The following is a 19,990-nucleotide window of genomic DNA, read 5'->3' on the forward strand; positions in this document are numbered from 1 at the left end:
ACCCTGAATATATTTTAAATAATCTGAATATATTCCATTATTTGCTGGCTTCAGTAAGTTGTCGCCAGAAAGAGTGACCGTTTTGTGGAGCAATTGCCGCGAAAAACTCACAGGCTGTCGCGCCAACATCTGACATAGTTTCCCGGATCCCCAGGTGGATGGCTTTCTGCTGTGAATGTTTCATTCCCGGATGATAGACCAGTAATGGAACTTGCTCGCGAGTGTGCTTGCTGTGGCCGATTGTTGGGTCGTTACCATGATCGGCCATCACGACCAGACAATCACCGGGTGCCATGGCTGCGGTAATTTTTCCTAACATGTTATCGACTAATTGCAGGCGTTCTGCATAGCGTGCAACATCTTGCCCGTGGCCTGCCAAGTCAGTTTCCTGAATATTGGTACAGATAAAGGCACTACCCGCGTGTTGCACTTCTGCTAATGTGATATCCAAAATAACTTGGGAATCAACCAATTGTTGGTAACTTCTCCCCGCCGGATTGGCAACAATATCCGCGACTTTACCCACCAATACTGTGGGAATATTCACTTTCTCAAGCTGATGAGGCACCTGAACATCGGCATCGACACCATAACCGAGATGAATAACCTGAAAACCGGTATCGTAAACACCGGATTTTGGACTGTTAATGCCAATATAATGTTGTTGCTTAACTTCAGCTGCACTGATGATTGCCTGGCTATTCATCAGTTGCCCTCCGTAGGCGATAACGCGGTTTACTTCCACACAACCGCGAACTATCCGACCTATCTTTTCGACCTGCTCAAAATCAATGGCATTTAAATTAGCACAAATATTAAATACTTGACCTAAATCTGCCTCAAGATTATCGCCAATTGCGACGCAGTTATTGACCCATAGAAATTGTAAATCACTGCTATCATCAGGCGCACTGTGCTTTTCAACCTGATAACCTTGTTGGCGTAATGCATCAGCAACACGTGACCTTACGGTGGAGAACGGCATGCTTAAGGGCGCGCGGGGCAGGGTACCCATGATTTCTTGATGACCCATAAAGGTATCACCACCTTCATGTTGCAATAGTGCGACACCAAAACTGGCCAGTGGGTTGTCTTGCATCACGCTGTCCTGAAAATCAGGAGAGCCGATATGCAAGGCGTTGAGTAACCCCAGCTTCTCTAAAGTGGCTAAATGCAATTCCGGGTAAGCTTGTAAAATATGGGCACAAGTATTCGCTCCCAGATCCTGTGGACGCACGTCAGAGACATCAGGCATGGCACCCACACCAAAGCTGTCGATGACCAGTATAATAAACTTACTCATAACCCCTCCTGTCCTGTGGACGTTGGAATGGTATTACCCTGACTATCAAAAATTCCGAGCAATGTGGGTTGACCGGATTGGATACCTGCGACCAAGACCACATCACTGCGGGTAACGAAAATTTGTGTACGAAAGCACATCACCACCGGGCTGCCGATGGCGAATGGCTCGGTAAGACCCAGTGTATAATCAATGCTGTCATTGGCTGGACTCACTACTTTGGCGGCATGCCACTGTTGGTCATACACCAGCGCATTGCTTAAATGGCCGCGCCGATAGTATCCGCCACCATAGCAATAACTTTTGCCTTGATGGCAATGGGAAACTTCAGTCAGATACAGCATGGCGACATGCTCGGGCTGATTACCTGGTTGGTTAGAGGGCATGGTTCCGGTTAAAGAGTGACCCGGTTCGGCGTGCGTTACTCCCCATTTAGCCAATTGCGGCAAGCTTTCAACCCCGGTGGCGGAAGGGCCATTAACCTGCTCAACCTGTATGCCCTGTTGCTCAAGAATACTTTTTGCTTCAATCAATGTGCTGAGATTTGGGCTAGGCAGTGTCTTGCCTTTTTCATTATCAAAAAGCATGCAAGGGAAATGCGTGACACCCACCAAACGGATGCCTGGTATTGTTTTTATTTCACGGATAACGGTGGGTAATTCATCCAGAGAGAACCCCGCTTCCTGGCCGGGATAAACCAGGTCGCCGTGATGACAAACCTTTAATAACAGGGCTTGTTCTTTATTTTGACGCACGGCTGCAGCAGCAATTTCGCGTGCTTTGTCAATACTGTAAACAGTAATGACCTCGGGTTGGCGGGATACAACTTCATCCACCATTGCGCTGGGAATTTGAACTAAATGGCCGACGTGGGCGACCGGCAAGTTATATTGATAGAGTTGACGTGCTTCTTTGAAATCTACCGCGACGATACCTTGGTAGCCACATTCCAGCAGGATCTTGCACAGTAGTGGATTGCGGCCAAACTGCTTACTCATCAGATAAAGAGTAATGCCATAACGTGTTGCTGTTTCCAGCAGCAAACGTGCATTCTGTTTGACCTGATCAACGTCAATAACATAGCTGTCAGGTCTAACCACCCCTTGTTTCCAGAGTAAAAGAGCGACTTCTATCAGCGCTGGATTTTGTTTTTGTAATGCTTTCAGTAGCATATTAGATCCCTATATAACGCTATCTTATTTTCATTTTTTTGAATATTTAATGAACGCTAAAATATTTAGCACGCCGTCTGCTGCGCAAGGTGCAGGCCATATAGATTTGCTAATAAATATCCTACTTCGTAATCGGGCACTTGAAAGGTAAACAGTGAGAGTAGGTCGTTATTAATTTCCCTGATATTGGCAAAAACGGCTGTGGTTTCGATCTCTTTTAATATTTCATCATCGATAGCCGGAATAACTTGCCCCTGACTCGCTCGCATCAGCGCATTTGCCATATGAGTGATCAGCATTTCTCCCTGGGAATGGCGAATAGATAGTTGCCAGTGTTGTTCCAAACGAGTGAGAACATTCAGCATCCCGAAGTAGACAGTAGAATCAATAACCTGCGCGTCATATAAAATTTTTAATCTCGTTTCCATTTCTTTATCTTCATTTTTATGAATATTTGTATCATAGTAATTTATTGTACGGCTGCAAATGCTCAAATCGTTATTTGGTATATTGATCACAATATAATCATTCGCACGAAATTGGCTGCTTCAGTGTGGCGATAGCGCCCTGTTTTCTGCTGAGGCGATGCTGCAGAGATTGATGGGAGATAACGAAAAAGGCCGCATTGGCGGCCTTTTAAATATGACATCATGGGTTACCAGTCAGGTTTACTTCACCTTATGGTCAACAGCATGTGCATGTTCTACATCTTCATTTTTCCGGCTGAAGCGGCGGCGAACCACCACGAAGAATACCGGAACAAAGAAGATAGCCAGTACGGTAGCGGTTATCATACCGCCCATAACACCTGTACCAACCGCATTTTGTGCACCAGAACCTGCACCGCTACTGATTACCAATGGTAGAACCCCAAGGATAAAGGCCAGTGAGGTCATCAAGATTGGGCGCAGACGCATACGTACCGCTTCCAATGTTGATTCCACCAAGCCTTTGCCTTCTTTATCCATCAAGTCCTTAGCGAACTCAACAATCAAGATGGCGTTCTTGGCCGATAGCCCGATAGTGGTCAACAAGCCTACCTGGAAGTAAACGTCGTTATTCAGGCCACGCAGAGAGGCTGCCAATAACGCACCGACCACACCCAGCGGTACCACTAACATAACGGAGAATGGAATCGACCAGCTTTCATATAACGCTGCCAGACACAAGAACACCACAATCAGTGAAATGGCGTACAGCGCCGGAGCTTGGTTACCGGACAGACGTTCCTGATAGGACATACCCGTCCAGTCATAGCCGATGCCGCTTGGTAACTTAGACGCCAATTCTTGCATCAGATCCATCGCCTCACCGGTACTTTTACCCGGTGCAGCCTGACCCAGAATTTCCATGGATGGCAAGCCGTTATAACGTTCGAGTCGCGGTGAGCCATATTCCCATTTGGCGCTGGAGAAGGTGGCAAATGACACCATCTGACCGGCATTGTTACGGACATACCACTTATCAATATCACTCGGCAACATACGGAATGGCGCATCAGCCTGCACGTAAACTTTCTTCACACGACCGCGGTCGATAAAGTCATTTACATAGCTGCCGCCCATTGCTGAACCCAGGGTGGTATTGATATCAGAAATAGCCACACCCAGAGCTTGTGCTTTTTCCTGATCCACTTCGACTTTGAACTGCGGCGTATCTTCCAGACCGTTAGGACGCATACCTACCAACATATCCGGGTGTTGCGCCGCCATGCCGAGCAGTTGGTTACGTGCTTCGGTTAACTTTTGGTGTCCTACGTCACCCTGGTCAATTAACTGGAAGTCAAAGCCGGTAGCTGTACCCAGTTCCACAATTGCTGGCAAGTTAAAGGCAAACACCAAACCGTCTTTAATTTGCGAGAAAGCAGCAGAAGCACGGGCAACAATCGCTGGAACTTTGTTTTGCTCGCCAGGGCGTTCATCCCAGTTTTTCAAACTCACGAATGCCAAACCGGTATTTTGACCCTGACCACTGAAACCGAAGCCGTTAACGGTAAATACTGAGTTAACAACATCTTTTTCTTTGTCGAGATAATAATCAGTAACCTGATCCAGCACTTTTTGCGTACGTTCTTGGGTCGCACCTGCTGGCATTTGCACCATAGTCAGGAACACGCCTTGGTCTTCTTCCGGCAAGAATGATGTCGGTAAGCGCAGGAACAGCACACCCATACCAATCACGATGGCCAGATAGATAACCAAATAACGCCCGGTACTGCGCAGGATGTTGCCAACACTGTCGGTATAGTGGTGGGTACTTTTCTCGAACATGCGGTTAAACCAACCGAAGAAGCCGGTTTTCGGGCCATGTTCGCCTTTGGCGATCGGTTTTAACATGGTGGCGCACAGTGCTGGCGTCAGTATTAATGCCACCAGAACAGAGAGCACCATGGCCGAAACGATAGTGATAGAGAACTGACGATAAATCGCCCCGGTTGCACCACCGAAGAAGGCCATCGGGATAAATACCGCTGACAGCACCATCGCGATCCCCACCAATGCGCCCTGGATTTGCTCCATGGATTTCTTGGTGGCTTCTTTCGGTGGTAGCCCTTCCTCTTGCATCACACGTTCGACGTTTTCTACCACGACGATGGCGTCATCCACCAATAGCCCTATCGCCAACACCATCCCGAACATCGTTAGGGTGTTTATCGAATAGCCAAAGGCCGAGAGAATGGCGAAAGTCCCCAGTAATACTACCGGAACGGCAATCGTTGGAATCAACGTCGCCCGGAAGTTTTGCAAGAACAGGTACATTACCAGGAACACCAGGATAATGGCTTCTACCAGTGTTTTAACCACTTCGTTGATGGAGATTTTAACGAACGGCGTGGTGTCATACGGGTAAACCACTTTCAACCCTGCCGGGAAGAACGGCTGTAATTTTGCCAATTCGGCTTTTACTGCCGCAGAGGTGTTCAGGGCGTTAGCCCCTGTTGCCAACTTAATACCTATACCCGCTGCTGGCTTACCATTATAACGGGCAATAATGTTGTAGTTTTCAGCACCTAGTTGAACGATAGCCACATCTTTCAAGCGAACCTGTGAACCATCGGTGTTGACCTTCAGCATGATTTGGCTGAATTCTTCCGCATTGGTCAGACGGGTCTGAGCAATAATGGAGGAGTTCAGTTCTTGCCCTGGAACTGGCGGTGTACCACCTAATTGGCCGGCGGCAACCTGGTTGTTCTGCACTTTAATGGCGTTAATAACATCAACCGGCGTCAAGCCGTAGTTATTTAGTTTGTGCGGATCCATCCAAATACGCATCGCGTATTGGGAACCAAATAACTGAACATCCCCCACACCTGCGGTACGGCTGATCGGGTCTTTAACGTTAGAACCTACATAGTCGGCGATATCTTCCTGTTTCATGGTGCCGTCTTCAGAAATAAAGCCGGCAACCATCAGGAAACTACTACTGGACTTTTCAACGCTCACACCTTGCTGCTGCACTTCTTGCGGCAGTAAAGGCATGGCTAATTGCAGTTTGTTCTGCACCTGAACCTGAGCAATATCGGGGTCAGTGCCTGAGTTAAAGGTCAACGTCAACTGCACGTTACCGGAGGAGTCACTGCTGGAAGACATATACAGCAAGTTATCGATACCGTTCATGTTCTGTTCGATAACCTGCGTAACTGTATTCTGCACCGTGGTCGCATCGGCGCCAGGGTAGTTGGCGGAGATTGAAATTGCCGGTGGCGCAATGGTCGGATATTGCGCTACAGGTAACTTCATTATCGCCAGGCTACCGGCCAACATAATTATGATGGCGATAACCCAGGCGAAAATAGGGCGATCAATAAAGAACTTAGCCATGAATTACCGGCTCCTTTTAAGACTTCTTCGCTGTGTCAGCCGGGGCTGCTTTTTGTTCTGTCTCAGTAACTTCCTGCACTTTCACCTGCACGCCCGGTCTGATTTTCTGCAAGCCGGAAACGATCAGACGGTCGCCTGCTTTCAAGCCTTCAGTTACCAACCATTTATTGCCGATAGCCTGATTAGCGACCAGTGTGCGTAACTCAACTTTGTCATCAGCACCAACAACCATTGCCGTTGCTTCACCGCGTGGGTTGCGCGTCACACCTTGTTGAGGCACTAACAGTGCATCAGGGCGGACACCTTCATCCAGACGGGCGCGGACAAACATCCCTGGTAATAACGCTTCATTCGGGTTAGGGATGATAGCGCGGATAGTGATGGATCCTGTGGTTTCATCTACGGTCACACCAGAGAACTCCAAGGTACCGGTTTCGGCATACTCAGAGCCGTTTTCCAGTAACAAGCGAACTTTGGCTTTACCGTTTTCCTGTTTCAGAGTGCCATCAGCCAGCTCTTTTTTCAGGCGCAGGAACTCATCACTTGACTGAGTTACATCAACATACATCGGGTCAAGTTGCTGAACTGTTGTCAAAGCAGTTGCCTGACCACTGGTCACCAATGCACCTTCAGTCACTGAAGATTTACCGGTACGGCCACTGATTGGCGAGGTCACCTGAGTATAGGCCAGGTTAATGCGGGCACTTTCTACTGCCGCTTTTGCCGCAACTACTGCTGCATTAGCTTGCATAGAATTAGATACCGCCTGGTCATACTCTTGCTTACTGATGTAGTTGGTACCCAGCAATGGTTTATAGCGATTAACTGTCAGACGAGCGATTTCAGCCGCAGCTTGTGCCTTAGCTAAGTCACCTTTGGCGCTGTCATAAGCAGCCTGATAAGTGGCTGGGTCAATTTGATAAAGGGATGTTCCGGCGGTGACATCACTGCCTTCAACGTAGTTACGTTTAAGAATAATACCGCTAACTTGCGGACGAACTTCTGCAACACGAAATGCGGACGTGCGGCCAGGCAATTCGGTTGTGATATTCAGTGGTGCTGCTTTTAATGTCACAATGCCGACTTCAGGTGCCTGTTGAGCATGGGCTTGCGCCGCATCTTTGTCATTACATCCTATAAGTACTAAGCTGCCTGAAAGTACCAGAATTGCAGCCAGAGGCATTACCCCTCTGTTTTTGCTCATAGATAAACCTCAAGTGTCCGATTTTTAATTTAATTCAATGGATCACAAGCTTTAAAACCCATTGCTGCGTAAATTATATGTGCGTGCTATGGTACATACATTCGTGAATGTATGTAAATCGCACCCCCTCGAAAAAACAACGCTATGGCACGAAAAACCAAACAGCAAGCCGAAGAGACCCGGCAACAAATTTTAGATGCCGCAGTGCGGGAATTTTCTGCGCACGGCGTTTCAGGCACTTCACTTACTGATATTGCTGTCGCCGCAGGTGTCACCCGAGGCGCAATTTACTGGCACTTCAAGAATAAGGTAGACCTATTTAACGAAGTCTGGGAGTTATCAGAGTCTAAAGTTGATCTGCTCGAATTAGAGTATCAGGCAAAATATCCTGATAATCCACTCCGTATTCTGCGTGAAATACTCATTTATGTGCTTGTTTCTACGCGAGAGGATTGCCGGCGACGCGCTTTGATGGAAATTGTGTTCCATAAATGCGAATTTGTCGGAGAGATGACCTCTTTCCACGATGCACGTAAAGTCCTTGATTTAGCTAGTTATGAGCGAATTGAATCGGTTTTGCAAGGCTGTATTGATGCTAATCAGCTGCCCGTCAATCTTGATACCCGCCGTGCTGCGATTATTATGAGAGCCTATATTACAGGTTTGATGGAAAACTGGCTTTTTATGCCAGAAAGTTTTGATATAAAACAAGAGGCACCGGTATTAATTGATGCCTATCTGGATATGTTAGCCCACAGTCTCTCATTGCAAAAAGAGATAAATAGCAAGGTATCGGATTAACTGGAAAAATTTATATGAGCGATAAAACGAATTCACTGGTCGTCATTGCCAATGGTGCGGCGTATGGACAAGAGTCGTTATTTAATGCGTTGCGTTTATCCATCGCATTGAAAGAACAGCAAGGCGATCTCGATTTACGTTTATTTTTAATGTCTGATGCGGTTATTGCCGGCCTTCAAGGGCAGCAGCCAGCAGAAGGTTACAATTTACGGCAGATGTTGGAAATTCTCACGGCACAGAATGTTCCGGTTAAACTCTGTAAAACTTGTACCGATGCGCGTGGGATAACTGGATTAGCGTTGGTTGATGGAGTGGAAATCGGCACTTTGGTTGAATTGGCCCAATGGACGCTGGCTGCCGAGAAAGTGCTGACGTTTTGAGTGACCAGAGCGCTTCTGATTTTGATTTTCTCAATCAACCGTTATTGCTATCTGTTACATACTGTTCAAGAGTAAATGCGTAACTGCTCGCATTAATGACAGCTATTCATGACCGGAAAAACTTTTCTTATTATGACTCGAGACTGAACGTGATAGGATTTCACTCTCTCTGTTGAAATGAAGTTCAAATATGAGCAGCAGATTTCCTAATCCAGATACTTTGTCATTTTCGTTGTTATCAAGCGCCTTTTTATTGCGCCTGCAAACAATGATTATCCTGCTTATAATATCATTGCTAATTTCACCGGCGATTTTCGCGGCTGGAATGAATATAGATGTGCCAACGCGCAGTGAAGTGCTGAGTCAGTTGGATGCATTATCAAAACAAAAAATATTGTCACCCGCTGAAAAGTTATCGCAGCAAGATCTGACCAAAACGCTGGAATACCTTGATACCATTGAGCGTACCAAGCAGGAAGCCGCTCAACTTAAACAACAATTAGCACAAGCTCCGGCGAAGTTGCGCCAGGCGACGGAAGAGCTGGATGCGCTGAAGAACAGTTCAGCCGATACTCTGACCCGAGAATCTCTGTCTAATTATTCTTTGCGCCAATTAGAATCTCGCCTAAATGAAACTCTGGATGACTTACAATCTGCCCAAGAAGATCTTTCGGCTTATAACAGCCAGCTAATCTCCCTGCAAACTCAGCCAGAACGCGTGCAGAGTGCTATGTATAACGCGTCGATGCGATTAATGCAGATCCGCAACCAACTCAATGGATTGGCTCCGAATCAAGAAATTTTACGGCCCACCCAACAGCAAGCGCTATTGACTGAACAAGTCATGCTAAATGCGCAGCTGGATTTACAACGTAAAAATCTGGAAGCCAATACCACCTTACAAGATTTACTGCAAAAACAGCGGGATTACACCACTGCGCATATTAATCAGTTGGAGCGTTATGTCCAGCTACTGCAAGAGGTGGTGAGCGGCAAGCGGTTAATTCTTTCGGAGAAAACAGCCAAAGAAGCGCAAGCGCCCAATGATGCGACTGATATCCAAAATGACCCCTTGGTTAGCCGTGAGTTGGCGATAAATAAAGAGTTGAGCCAGCGGTTGATTAACGCCACTAAAGAAGGTAACACGCTGGTACAACAGAATATCCGGGTCAAAAACTGGCTGGATCGTGCATTGCAATCTGAACGTAATTTAAAGGAGCAAATTACCGTTTTACGTGGCAGCTTGCTGCTTTCCCGTATTCTGTATCAGCAGCAACTCAACTTACCTGCGTCTGGGCTGATTACCAATATGGGGCCACGCATCGCTGATTTGCGCCTGGAACAATTTGAAATTAATCAGCAGCGTGACCAGCTATTCCAGGGTGATGACTACATTCAAACCCTGATGACTGACAGTAAAGAAAAAGTCAGCCCTGATGTTGAAGACGCACTGGGGCAAATAGTTGATATTCGTCGCGAATTGTTAGATCAATTGAATAAACAGCTGGGCAATCAACTGACTCTGGCAATTAACCTGCAAATTAATCAGCAGCAGTTATTGAGTGTTAATGAGTCACTGCAACATACACTGACACAGCAAATTTTCTGGGTTAGTAGCAATAAACCGATGGATTGGTCTTGGCTAAAAGCATTACCGGGAGCAGTGAAAGCTGAGCTGAGTAATTTTAATTTTACCCTGTCATGGAATGATGTATTAGCAGGATTAATGAAATCACTGGTATTCCTGATACCAATGCTGATTGTGGTCGGGGTGATCCGCTCACGCTACAAAATCATTAATAAACATCTGGATAGTCTGGCCGCTGATGTCGGGCAATTAAAACACGACAGTCAAATGCACACACCGAAAGCCATCATGCTCACCTTGCTGAAAGTGTTGCCAGGGTCTCTGATCATATTGGGTGTAGGTTATTGGTGTTTGCGTTCAGATTTTAATCTTAGTGATTTCTTCTGGAGTTTCTTCCAACGTCTGGCTCTGTTCTGGCTGGTGTTTGACCTGACATATCGCATGTTATCGCCAGGCGGCATTACCGAGCGGCACTTTATGATAGCCGCTGACCGATGCGCCCATTATCGACGTCAAATGGTGCGGTTGGGGGCTGCATTGCTGCCGGTTATCTTCTGGTCAGCCTTGGGGGAGAAAAGCCCACTTCGGTTGGTAGATGATGTTATCGGGCAGGTGGTTATTGTTATTGCTTTGGCATTGTTGGCGCTGTTTGTCTATCCATTCTGCCGTGATAGCTGGCGTGAGAAAGATTCTCATGCGGTTCGACTCGTGATAGTCACCGCCATTGCGGGAACGCCGATCATATTGATTGGATTAATGGTTGCTGGGTATTTCTACACAACTCTGCAACTGGCAGGCCGCTGGATTGATAGCCTCTATTTATTATTCCTGTGGAATATCATTTACCTGACGGCGATTCGTGGATTAGGGGTTGCGGCACGGCGTTTAGCCTATCGTCGAGCCATCGTCCGGCGACAAAATCTGGTGAAAGAGGGGGCTGAGGGTGGTGAGCCGGTCGAAGAACCACCGCTGGCTCTGGAACAAATTAACCAGCAGTCATTGCGTTTGACCACTATGGTTCTGTTCCTGATTTTCGCCACTTGTTTCTATGCCATCTGGGCTGATTTGATAACGGTTATCTCCTATCTCGACAGTATCTCTTTGTGGCATTACACCACAACCGTGGCGGGCGCGAGTGTTTCTCAGGCGGTTACATTGGGAAATATGCTCGTGGCATTAATGGCGCTAGTGGTTGCTTATATCCTGACGCGCAACCTGCCCGGATTGCTTGAGGTGGTGGTGTTGTCGCGGTTACAGCTACGTCAGGGCACCTCTTATGCCATCACCACTATTTTAACTTATCTCATTACCGCTATTGGGGGGATAACTGCACTCAGCTCTCTCGGGGTATCGTGGGATAAACTGCAATGGCTGGTTGCGGCGCTGTCAGTTGGTTTGGGCTTTGGTTTGCAGGAGATTTTTGCCAACTTTGTCTCCGGTTTGATTATTTTGTTCGAACGCCCCGTTCGTATCGGCGATACCGTAACCATTGGCACTTTCTCCGGCAATGTTAACAAAATCCGTATTCGTGCCACCACGATCACTGATTTTGACCGCAAAGAGGTGATTATTCCGAATAAGGCCTTTGTTACCGAGCGCCTGATCAACTGGTCGCTATCAGATACGATTACCCGGATTATTATTAAAGTTGGTGTTGCGTATGGCTCTGATTTAGCGAAAGTTAAAGAGATATTGCTAAAAGCCGCTCATGAGAATCCGCGGGTTATGACTGACCCTGAGCCTCATGTATTCTTCCTCAACTTTGGTGCCAGTACTCTTGATCATGAATTGCGTGTGTATGTGCGCGAATTACGTGACCGTAGCTATACAGTGGATGAATTGAATAGCGCGATTGATAAGTTATGTCGCGAGAATGACATCAACATTGCGTTTAATCAGTTGGATGTGTATTTACACAAACCTGATGGCACTGAAATTCAAGAGGTAAGCCGGCCTTTTGATACGAAAGAATTGCCCTCTGTACCGTCGGAGAAGTCGGCAATTGGGGATACCAAACCTGATTTACCGGATATCAACAAGCCACTCGCTTAAGACTGTTAGGTAGGGGAACGGTGAATTCAGACGTTTTGCATGCAACGAACCACAACAAGGCGATATTTGATGGTATCGCCTTGGCTAAACATCAGAAATAACCGGGTCAATCAGATGTTTGATTGCGTAGCTTACGCTGATAATCAAGTTGCACGATAGCTAACGCTGCCAGTGCTGTTTCCGGCGCTATCTCATTGCATTCCAGCAAGTAGATAAGATCTACTGCCAGTTGCAGTTCTGGTGAAGCTTTTTCAACTGACATAATCTGGCCAATATTTGATTTTCAGTGAGTGAGGAAAGTCGGATGGGGATAAGTTACTGCCAGTTCCCACCTAACTTGATTTCAATTCATCTACCCAATAGATTTCAAGCGGTACTCAGGTGGCTAGTGAGAAAACCCGATAAGTTCACATAAACACGGCACATGGGGGATTGAACCAGCTAACCCCTGCAACTTGAAACAAGGTAGGTATAAACATTATAGAAAAGTATTCGCTATCGAAACCTTAATGATTCAAAAAATGTGACAAATATTCAAAAACCGTTCTCTTTCTTCTCAATACTGCGTTCTATTTTTATCAGTGCCTGCCGGCAGCGCATTAAACGGCCCTCCAGTGCGGCGAGTTCTTTCTGTATCTTCTGTTGCTCGGTCAATAAATTTTGCTTACCCAGTTGGCTCTCTCTGTCCTGAATCATGGCCAGTATTCGCCGCTCATAATCTTGATGCTCAGCCAGCTTGTGGTAAGGGTCTAACTTATTATACTTGGGTTCAGGGTTAGTTTTTCTCAGTTTTTGAGTGGCTAACTCTCTTTGTAAGGCGGATATTTGTGCGACCAGCTTTTCAGCTAAAAAGGCGACCTGCTGTGTGCGATTTTCTGCAACGACCTGTTTTAATTGGGCCATGTTTTTGTGTACTTCCAGTAGATAATCGCGAAAACGGTTACCATGATTACCAAATAATTTCAGGTCAAAACGGGCCTGCTGAGAAGGCATGTTAGCCTGTGGGCCAACCTGTGCCGATAATGCCTCAATTTGGCTTTCAAGCACCTGTAATAGCTTTTCTGTACTCATGGCGCTTCTCCTGGGGGATTTTTCCGCCAGCTTGCCTTTGAATGTCGATACTTACAAGCGAGGGGCGGTTAAAACGCTATGTTAGTGGTAATAATGCCAATAATATCTATTGATGATGACCAGTGCATGCGTTAATGATAGGGCCACATTAAGAAATATTATAAAGGGAGTGTATGTCTCGTTGGTTGTTGATAGCTTTGGGTTGGCTGGCAGTGGTTTTGGCAACCTTAGGTGTTGTGTTGCCTCTGTTACCCACGACGCCGTTTTTGCTACTGGCAGCGTGGTTTTTTGCACGATCCTCTCCCCGTTTTCATCATTGGCTGCTTTATCGTTCATGGTTTGGTAGTTACCTACGCACATGGCAGCAACATCGGGCTTTGCCTCCAGGCGCTAAATGGAAAGCAATATTGGTGACGGTGCTCACGTTCGCTATTTCGCTCTGGTTGGTGAAAATTTGGTGGGTCAGAGGCATCTTGCTGGTGATATTGACGCTATTGTTGACCTTTATGCTACGGATGCCAGTTATTGACCTATCGCAACAAAAAAGGCCCTGAGTCGCTCACATCAGTTGCATTTTAATGCCAGTTTGCATAAATTTGAGCGTTTTCGTGCGCGGGATAATCCCTCGTTGTGTCCTTAGGGTTAAGGATGCAGTAATTTAATCTATCAAGACCAGAGTTAACTGGTAGAGCAAGTTACTCAGCTGATGACATTTTAGCATCGACTGGCCGCGCTTTAGTATGTACAACAGTTTTATCAGGCACAAATTATGACCGCTACTGCACCTAATACAGCACAACAGCTTAAATATATTAAAGACAGTATCAAAACTATCCCCGATTATCCAAAAGCGGGAATACTGTTCCGTGATGTGACCAGTTTGCTGGAAGATCCATTAGCTTATGCCGCCAGCATTGAGCTGTTGACTGAGCGCTATCTGGATAAGGGCGTGACTAAAGTCGTGGGCACTGAAGCGCGTGGTTTTCTGTTTGGTGCGCCAGTGGCTTTGTCTCTTGGCGTTGGCTTTGTTCCAGTCCGTAAGCCGGGCAAGTTACCGCGAGCCACCATCAGCGAAAGCTATGAGTTAGAATACGGTACTGACAAACTTGAGATCCACACCGACAGCATCAAACCGGGCGATAAGGTCTTGGTTATTGATGACTTACTGGCGACTGGTGGGACAATTGAAGCGACAGTTAAACTTATTCGCAAACTAGGTGGCGAAGTCACCGACGCCGCATTTGTGATTAATTTACCCGATTTGGGTGGCGAAGCTCGCCTGAATGATCAAGGTATTACTTGCTACAGTCTGGTTGATTTCTCCGGCCATTGATTGTACTGAAAATATCAGCCTCGCTGTCAGTAGTGAGGCTGTGTTAGCATGACCCTCTATATTATTCAACTTCTCCGGTATTAATGAGCTATCAGGTCCTTGCCCGTAAGTGGCGCCCCAAAACGTTTGCAGACGTCGTTGGTCAGGAACATGTCCTGACGGCGTTGGCTAATGGCCTTTCATTAGGGCGTATTCATCATGCCTATTTATTTTCTGGCACCCGTGGGGTAGGTAAGACCTCTATTGCCCGGTTGTTAGCCAAAGGCCTCAACTGCGAAACGGGCATTACTGCCACTCCTTGTGGTACCTGTGCAAATTGCCTGGAAATTGAGCAAGGCCGTTTTGTTGATCTGATCGAAATCGATGCGGCCTCGCGCACTAAAGTCGAAGATACCCGCGAACTGCTGGATAATGTCCAATATGCGCCGGCTCGTGGCCGCTTCAAAGTCTATTTGATCGATGAAGTGCACATGTTGTCACGGCACAGTTTCAACGCATTATTGAAAACTCTTGAAGAACCGCCAGCCCATGTGAAATTCTTGCTGGCGACAACCGATCCGCAGAAGTTACCCGTCACCATACTTTCTCGCTGCTTGCAGTTTCACCTAAAGGTCATTGATGTTGAGGTGATTCGTGCCCAGCTCGAAAAAATACTGTTAGCCGAGCAAATCAGTAGTGATGCCAGAGCATTGCAATTACTGGCGCGCGCCGCTGATGGCAGTATGCGCGATGCGCTCAGTTTGGCTGATCAGGCCATCGCGATGGGGGATGGGCATGTCACTACCGCCACCGTCAGCCAAATGTTGGGAATATTAGATGACGAGCAACCGCTGGCGATTATTGAAGCGTTAGTGAGTGCCGATGGCGCGCGAGTGATGGCCCAGCTTGAGCAAGCGGCATCACGCGGTGTTGACTGGGAAAATCTATTAGTCGAAACCTTAAGTTTGCTGCACCGCATTGCGATGGTGCAGTTATTGCCTTCCATGCTGGATAATCACTACGCGACTATTGAGCCGCGATTACGCGAGTTGGCGCGAACACTGCCGCCGACAGATATCCAGCTGTACTACCAGACATTGCTGGTGGGGCGAAAAGAGTTGGCATATGCCCCTGACCGCCGCATGGGGGTCGAAATGACTTTATTGCGCGCCTTGGCGTTTCACCCTAAAGCGATAATTGCCGAGCCTCAGAAGGTACCAGTCAGTGCTCCTGCGGCGATAACGGATAATACGCCAGCGCCGCAGCAACATTTTCAGGCCCCGTCATCTACCCAACCTGCGCCACAGCATGAGGCCCCGCCACTAGGTGCCACTGCGCCGGTTAACACCGAGCTTCCGGACGCTACCGCGCAATTGTTGCAAGCACGCACGCAGTTATTGCGCAAGTCGGGGACGACCCCACCAAAAAAGAATGAGCCGGCAGCGCCAGGAAAAGCGCGGCCGGTAAACTCAGCGCTGGAGCGTTTAGCTTCGGTGACTGAGCGCAGCCAGCAGCGCCTGGCCGCCAAATCCACGGAAGAGAAGAAACCGGCGAAGAAAGAAGCTTATCGCTGGACGGCGCAGAATCAGCCAGAGGTGCCAGCAGAGCCGGTAGCGACACCAAAAGCATTGCGATCTGCATTGGAGCATGAAAAAACGCCGGAACTTTCTGCTAAATTGGCTCAAGAAGCGATGGTGCGCGATCCTTGGGCAGCAGAAATTGATAAATTACACATTCCCAAATTGGTGCAACAACTTGCGCTGAATGCATTTAAAGAAGAAATAGAACCGGGTAATATTCGCCTTCATCTGCGTTCTGCGCAGCGCCATTTAAACTCGCCCTCGGCACAACAGACGTTGGCAGACGCATTGAGTAAATTACACGGCAATACAGTCACACTAAGTGTTATCGAAGATGATAATCTGGCGGAGCGTACCCCGTTAGAGTGGCGGCAGGCCATTTATGAAGAAAAACTGGCACAAGCACGCCAGTCAATTATTGCGGATAATAATATTCAGACGCTGCGTCGTTTCTTCGACGCCGAACTGGATGAAGAAAGTATCCGACCGGTTTAACCGCTGCGATAAGTGCATGGTGCACTGACGCGGCCCCTTGCTATGAGAGATGACTATGTTTGGTAAAGGCGGTATTGGCAATTTAATGAAGCAAGCCCAGCAGATGCAGGAAAAAATGCAGCAGATGCAGGAAGAAGTCGCCAAATTGGAAGTTACCGGTGAATCTGGCGCGGGCTTGGTAAAAGTGACTATCAATGGGGCGCATAACTGCCGCCGGGTTGAAATCGATCCAAGCCTGTTGGTCGAAGAAGATAAAGAGATGCTGGAAGATTTGATTGCAGCGGCTTTTAACGATGCTGCTCGTCGCATCGATGAAACGCAAAAAGAAAAAATGGCTTCGGTATCAAGTGGTATGCAGTTACCACCAGGCTTTAAGATGCCGTTCTGATGCAAACCAGCCCACTCCTTGAATCATTGATGGAGGCGTTGCGCTGCTTGCCGGGCGTTGGCCCGAAATCGGCGCAACGTATGGCATTTCAATTGCTACAGCGGGATCGTAGCGGTGGAATGCGCCTGGCACAGTCATTGACGCGCGCAATGTCTGAAATTGGTCACTGCGCTGACTGCCGTACCTTTACCGAGCAAGAGCATTGCACTATTTGCTCTAATCCGCGGCGGCAAAAAAATGGTCAAATCTGCGTGGTCGAAAGCCCGGCAGATATTCATGCCATTGAGCAAACGGGCCAGTTTGGCGGGCGCTACTTTGTGTTGATGGGGCATTTATCTCCCATGGACGGCATAGGCCCCGGTGATATTGGTTTGGATTTGCTTGAAAAACGGCTGGAAACTGAAACTATCAGTGAAGTCATACTGGCGACCAACCCGACAGTCGAAGGGGATGCAACCGCCAACTATATTGGTCAGATGTGCGGCCAGTATGGTGTGTTAGCCAGCCGGATTGCACATGGTGTACCAGTCGGCGGTGAGTTGGAAATGGTTGATGGTACCACCCTATCTCACTCATTAGCGGGTCGTAATCCCATTAAGTACTAGTTTCAGCAAGTCCCCATCCTATTTAATCTGGTGGGCGATGTTTTGTTATTGATTATCATATGAATAATCTCATCCATGATGTTCAATCAATCGCCCCTGATTCTCTGTTTTTTCTGTATTAAGGCTTGAAAGCTGCCGCACTTGACCCCATTTGTTACTCACTGTTCGATTTTATCTATACCCGTCATCTTTCAAATTACAGGTGTGTTGGCTGCACTCGTTCACCCGAGTCACTGTCTGGAGTCAGCTCATTGGGCTAACAGGCTTGCCGTCGGCCTGTATTTTTGAAATCTATAGGGTAACCCTGTCGGTAATTTGGATTGAGGTAATTAATGAGTATGAAAGGTCAAGAAACCCGTGGATTTCAGTCAGAAGTAAAACAACTTCTTCATTTGATGATTCACTCGCTTTATTCCAATAAAGAAATTTTCTTGCGCGAGCTTATCTCTAACGCCTCTGATGCGGCAGATAAACTCCGTTTCCGCGCACTGTCTCACCCAGAATTGTTTGAAGGTGATGGCGAGCTGCGTGTGCGTTTATCTTTTGATAAAGAAAAGCGTACTTTGACCCTAAGTGATAACGGCATTGGTATGAGCCGTGAAGAAGTCATTGATAATCTCGGTACTATCGCGAAATCAGGAACTAAAGCATTCCTCGAATCTATCGGCTCAGACCAGGCTAAAGATAGCCAATTAATTGGCCAGTTTGGTGTAGGTTTCTATTCTGCTTTCATCGTGGCAGATAAAGTCACTGTTCGCACCCGCGCAGCTGGCGCACCGGCAGATGCAGGTGTGTTCTGGGAATCAGCAGGTGAGGGTGATTACACCATCGCCGATATTACCAAAGAAGATCGCGGCACAGAAATTACCCTGCATTTGCGCGAAGGTGAAGATGAATACCTTGATAACTGGCGCTTGCGTTCTGTTATCAGCAAATATTCAGACCATATTGCACTGCCAGTCGAAATCGAAAGCAAAAATGAAGAAGATGGCACTGTCACTTGGGAGAAAATCAACAAAGCCCAGGCGCTGTGGACTCGCGGTAAAGCTGAAATAACTGACGACGAATACAAAGCATTTTACAAACATATTGCTCATGACTTCACAGACCCACTGATTTGGAGTCATAACCGCGTAGAGGGTAAGCAAGAGTACACCAGTCTGCTGTACATCCCGGCGCAAGCACCTTGGGATATGTGGAATCGCGACCATAAGCACGGCCTGAAATTGTATGTACAGCGCGTGTTTATCATGGATGACGCTGAGCAGTTCATGCCGAATTATCTGCGTTTTGTTCGCGGCCTGATTGATTCCAATGATCTGCCGCTGAACGTTTCGCGCGAGATCTTGCAAGACAGCCGTGTAACGCAGAACCTGCGCAGTGCGTTGACCAAACGGGTACTGCAAATGTTGGAAAAACTGGCTAAAGACGACGCTGAGAAATATCAGCAGTTCTGGCAACAGTTTGGTATGGCGCTGAAAGAGGGGCCAGCGGAAGACGGTAGCAACAAAGATACCATTGCCAAGTTACTGCGTTTTGCTTCGACCCATACTGATAGCTCCGCGCAGACCGTGTCGCTAGAAGACTATGTCAGCCGCATGGCCGAAGGGCAGGAGAAGATTTATTACATCACTGCGGATAGCTATGCTGCGGCCAAGAACAGCCCGCACCTGGAACTGTTCCGTAAAAAAGGCATTGAAGTCTTGCTGTTGTCCGATCGTATTGACGAATGGATGATGAGCTACCTGACTGAGTTCGATGGTAAAGCTTTCCAATCAGTCAGCAAAGCAGATGACTCATTGAACAAATTGGCCGATGAAGAGCGGCCTGAACAGCAAGAAGCGGATAAAGCGCTGGAGCCTTTTGTCGAGCGTGTGAAAACGCTGCTGGGTGAGCGTGTAAAAGATGTCCGTCTGACCCACCGTTTGACGGATACTCCGGCCATTGTCACCACCGATGCGGATGAAATGAGCACGCAAATGGCGAAATTGTTCGCCGCTGCTGGTCAGCAGGCACCGGAAGTGAAGTACATCTTTGAACTGAACCCGGAACATAGCCTGGTCAAACGTGCTGCTGATGTGGCTGATGATACGCAGTTCGCTGAATGGGTTGAGTTATTGCTGGATCAAGCGCTATTGGCTGAGCGGGGAACCTTAGAGGATCCTAACCAGTTCATTCGTCGAATGAATCAGTTATTAACCGCTTAATTTAGTATTGG

The 19,990-nt window shown here is 47.5% G+C and carries 16 protein-coding genes and 1 other annotated feature; of the genes, 9 read left to right on the forward strand and 7 right to left on the reverse strand.

Annotated features, from left to right (window positions below; translation table 11 throughout):
- Nucleotides 1-37: 37 nt before the first annotated feature.
- From FGL26_RS21165 to acrA, 5 genes are all read right to left on the reverse strand, one after another.
- Nucleotides 38-1,303 carry a phosphopentomutase gene (locus tag FGL26_RS21165; RefSeq protein WP_005167685.1) on the reverse strand — a complete coding sequence of 422 codons (1,266 nt, stop codon included), beginning with the start codon at nucleotides 1,301-1,303 and terminating at the stop codon, nucleotides 38-40.
- Nucleotides 1,300-2,475 (reverse strand): YhfX family PLP-dependent enzyme, encoded by a 1,176-nt coding sequence (locus FGL26_RS21170; RefSeq protein WP_032909239.1) that lies wholly within the window; start codon nucleotides 2,473-2,475, stop codon nucleotides 1,300-1,302. Before FGL26_RS21170 ends, FGL26_RS21165 begins: the two co-directional genes overlap by 4 nt.
- A gap of 65 nt (nucleotides 2,476-2,540) precedes the next feature.
- Nucleotides 2,541-2,903: a PRD domain-containing protein gene (locus tag FGL26_RS21175; protein ID WP_032902550.1), complete on the reverse strand. Its 363-nt coding sequence runs from the start codon at nucleotides 2,901-2,903 to the stop codon at nucleotides 2,541-2,543.
- A gap of 240 nt (nucleotides 2,904-3,143) precedes the next feature.
- Nucleotides 3,144-6,296, reverse strand: coding sequence for an efflux RND transporter permease AcrB (acrB, locus tag FGL26_RS21180; RefSeq protein WP_005167694.1), 3,153 nt, complete (start codon nucleotides 6,294-6,296; stop codon nucleotides 3,144-3,146).
- Nucleotides 6,297-6,312: 16 nt separating this feature from the next.
- Nucleotides 6,313-7,500, reverse strand: a complete 1,188-nt coding sequence (gene acrA / locus FGL26_RS21185; RefSeq protein ID WP_005167697.1) for an efflux RND transporter adaptor subunit AcrA — start codon at nucleotides 7,498-7,500, stop codon at nucleotides 6,313-6,315.
- 144 nt (nucleotides 7,501-7,644) lie between these two features.
- Between acrA and acrR the strand changes: the two genes are divergently transcribed.
- From acrR to mscK, 3 genes are all read left to right on the forward strand, one after another.
- A complete protein-coding gene (acrR, locus tag FGL26_RS21190) occupies nucleotides 7,645-8,301 on the forward strand; it encodes a multidrug efflux transporter transcriptional repressor AcrR (protein WP_005167699.1) in 657 nt (218 codons plus the stop codon).
- Between the two features lie 14 nt (nucleotides 8,302-8,315).
- Complete coding sequence (locus FGL26_RS21195) at nucleotides 8,316-8,681, forward strand: DsrE/DsrF/TusD sulfur relay family protein (protein ID WP_005167701.1); 366 nt, start codon at nucleotides 8,316-8,318, stop codon at nucleotides 8,679-8,681.
- A 190-nt stretch (nucleotides 8,682-8,871) separates the two neighbouring features.
- Complete coding sequence (gene mscK / locus FGL26_RS21200; protein ID WP_005167704.1) at nucleotides 8,872-12,321, forward strand: mechanosensitive channel MscK; 3,450 nt, start codon at nucleotides 8,872-8,874, stop codon at nucleotides 12,319-12,321.
- Between the two features lie 106 nt (nucleotides 12,322-12,427).
- Here the strand turns inward: mscK and rsmS are convergent, their stop codons facing one another.
- Nucleotides 12,428-12,583: a pleiotropic regulatory protein RsmS gene (gene rsmS, locus FGL26_RS21205; RefSeq protein ID WP_005158164.1), complete on the reverse strand. Its 156-nt coding sequence runs from the start codon at nucleotides 12,581-12,583 to the stop codon at nucleotides 12,428-12,430.
- 272 nt (nucleotides 12,584-12,855) lie between these two features.
- Nucleotides 12,856-13,392, reverse strand: a complete 537-nt coding sequence (priC, locus tag FGL26_RS21210) for a primosomal replication protein PriC (RefSeq protein ID WP_005167706.1) — start codon at nucleotides 13,390-13,392, stop codon at nucleotides 12,856-12,858.
- A gap of 173 nt (nucleotides 13,393-13,565) precedes the next feature.
- On the opposite strand from priC, the gene FGL26_RS21215 reads away from it, so the two are divergent.
- From FGL26_RS21215 to htpG, 6 genes are all read left to right on the forward strand, one after another.
- The gene (locus FGL26_RS21215) at nucleotides 13,566-13,946 is read left to right on the forward strand and encodes a DUF454 family protein (protein WP_005167708.1); all 381 of its coding nucleotides are present in this window, start codon (nucleotides 13,566-13,568) and stop codon (nucleotides 13,944-13,946) included.
- 215 nt (nucleotides 13,947-14,161) lie between these two features.
- Nucleotides 14,162-14,725 carry an adenine phosphoribosyltransferase gene (apt, locus tag FGL26_RS21220; RefSeq protein WP_005167709.1) on the forward strand — a complete coding sequence of 188 codons (564 nt, stop codon included), beginning with the start codon at nucleotides 14,162-14,164 and terminating at the stop codon, nucleotides 14,723-14,725.
- An 83-nt stretch (nucleotides 14,726-14,808) separates the two neighbouring features.
- Nucleotides 14,809-16,779, forward strand: coding sequence for a DNA polymerase III subunit gamma/tau (gene dnaX, locus FGL26_RS21225; RefSeq protein WP_005167713.1), 1,971 nt, complete (start codon nucleotides 14,809-14,811; stop codon nucleotides 16,777-16,779).
- Nucleotides 16,109-16,173: a sequence feature (DnaX frameshifting element), on the forward strand. (Overlaps the previous gene by 65 nt.)
- A gap of 55 nt (nucleotides 16,780-16,834) precedes the next feature.
- Complete coding sequence (locus FGL26_RS21230; RefSeq protein ID WP_005158176.1) at nucleotides 16,835-17,167, forward strand: YbaB/EbfC family nucleoid-associated protein; 333 nt, start codon at nucleotides 16,835-16,837, stop codon at nucleotides 17,165-17,167.
- Nucleotides 17,167-17,772, forward strand: coding sequence for a recombination mediator RecR (gene recR / locus FGL26_RS21235; protein WP_005167715.1), 606 nt, complete (start codon nucleotides 17,167-17,169; stop codon nucleotides 17,770-17,772). Before FGL26_RS21230 ends, recR begins: the two co-directional genes overlap by 1 nt.
- A 338-nt stretch (nucleotides 17,773-18,110) precedes the next feature.
- Nucleotides 18,111-19,979: a molecular chaperone HtpG gene (gene htpG, locus FGL26_RS21240; protein WP_005167717.1), complete on the forward strand. Its 1,869-nt coding sequence runs from the start codon at nucleotides 18,111-18,113 to the stop codon at nucleotides 19,977-19,979.
- Nucleotides 19,980-19,990: the final 11 nt, after the last annotated feature.

This window comes from Yersinia enterocolitica subsp. enterocolitica (assembly GCF_901472495.1).
GTDB lineage: Bacteria > Pseudomonadota > Gammaproteobacteria > Enterobacterales > Enterobacteriaceae > Yersinia > Yersinia enterocolitica.

What these genes read in the sequence shown, in the direction of transcription:
- htpG (WP_005167717.1), top strand. Translation starts at nt 18,111, where the DNA reads ATGAAAGGTCAAGAAACCCGTGGATTTCAGTCAGAAGTAAAACAACTT.
- acrR (WP_005167699.1), top strand. Translation starts at nt 7,645, where the DNA reads ATGGCACGAAAAACCAAACAGCAAGCCGAAGAGACCCGGCAACAAATT.
- recR (WP_005167715.1), top strand. Translation starts at nt 17,167, where the DNA reads ATGCAAACCAGCCCACTCCTTGAATCATTGATGGAGGCGTTGCGCTGC.
- FGL26_RS21165 (WP_005167685.1), bottom strand. Translation starts at nt 1,303, where the DNA reads ATGAGTAAGTTTATTATACTGGTCATCGACAGCTTTGGTGTGGGTGCC.
- FGL26_RS21195 (WP_005167701.1), top strand. Translation starts at nt 8,316, where the DNA reads ATGAGCGATAAAACGAATTCACTGGTCGTCATTGCCAATGGTGCGGCG.
- FGL26_RS21215 (WP_005167708.1), top strand. Translation starts at nt 13,566, where the DNA reads ATGTCTCGTTGGTTGTTGATAGCTTTGGGTTGGCTGGCAGTGGTTTTG.
- mscK (WP_005167704.1), top strand. Translation starts at nt 8,872, where the DNA reads ATGAGCAGCAGATTTCCTAATCCAGATACTTTGTCATTTTCGTTGTTA.
- apt (WP_005167709.1), top strand. Translation starts at nt 14,162, where the DNA reads ATGACCGCTACTGCACCTAATACAGCACAACAGCTTAAATATATTAAA.
- acrA (WP_005167697.1), bottom strand. Translation starts at nt 7,500, where the DNA reads ATGAGCAAAAACAGAGGGGTAATGCCTCTGGCTGCAATTCTGGTACTT.
- FGL26_RS21170 (WP_032909239.1), bottom strand. Translation starts at nt 2,475, where the DNA reads ATGCTACTGAAAGCATTACAAAAACAAAATCCAGCGCTGATAGAAGTC.
- acrB (WP_005167694.1), bottom strand. Translation starts at nt 6,296, where the DNA reads ATGGCTAAGTTCTTTATTGATCGCCCTATTTTCGCCTGGGTTATCGCC.
- dnaX (WP_005167713.1), top strand. Translation starts at nt 14,809, where the DNA reads ATGAGCTATCAGGTCCTTGCCCGTAAGTGGCGCCCCAAAACGTTTGCA.
- priC (WP_005167706.1), bottom strand. Translation starts at nt 13,392, where the DNA reads ATGAGTACAGAAAAGCTATTACAGGTGCTTGAAAGCCAAATTGAGGCA.
- FGL26_RS21230 (WP_005158176.1), top strand. Translation starts at nt 16,835, where the DNA reads ATGTTTGGTAAAGGCGGTATTGGCAATTTAATGAAGCAAGCCCAGCAG.
- FGL26_RS21175 (WP_032902550.1), bottom strand. Translation starts at nt 2,903, where the DNA reads ATGGAAACGAGATTAAAAATTTTATATGACGCGCAGGTTATTGATTCT.
- rsmS (WP_005158164.1), bottom strand. Translation starts at nt 12,583, where the DNA reads ATGTCAGTTGAAAAAGCTTCACCAGAACTGCAACTGGCAGTAGATCTT.